This is a genomic window from Secundilactobacillus angelensis (assembly GCF_012641075.1).
Taxonomy (GTDB): Bacteria; Bacillota; Bacilli; order Lactobacillales; family Lactobacillaceae; genus Secundilactobacillus; species Secundilactobacillus angelensis.
The window spans coordinates 1-283 of record NZ_JAAXLJ010000107.1; the positions used below are offsets into that span (position 1 = coordinate 1).

Sequence of the window (283 nt, forward strand, 5' to 3'; positions counted from 1 at the left end):
CACAACGAGCGTTGTGACCGTCACTGAAACGCCAAAGGATCAACCAAGCTTGCCAGCAGTCACAGTCAACCCAGGCGAAACGGTCAAGACTGGTAAGACGACAGTTACGAACGATAATCCAGGTGTGACAATGACGCATGACACGACTGGGACGGATACCAACACCACTCCAGGCCTTGGTGAACATGTCACAGGCGATGGAACAGTTTCCTACTTCAAGTCAGCCAACGGCGAAGGGACGTCAGTGGATCCAAAGGATTACTACAACGTCACTACGACGACT

1 protein-coding gene is annotated in these 283 nt (G+C 51.9%); it reads left to right on the forward strand.

Features of this window, described 5'->3' with window-relative positions; genetic code table 11:
- Positions 1–283, forward strand: a 283-nt coding sequence (locus HC026_RS12570; RefSeq protein WP_168926228.1) for a hypothetical protein, incomplete at both ends; no start/stop codon positions are given.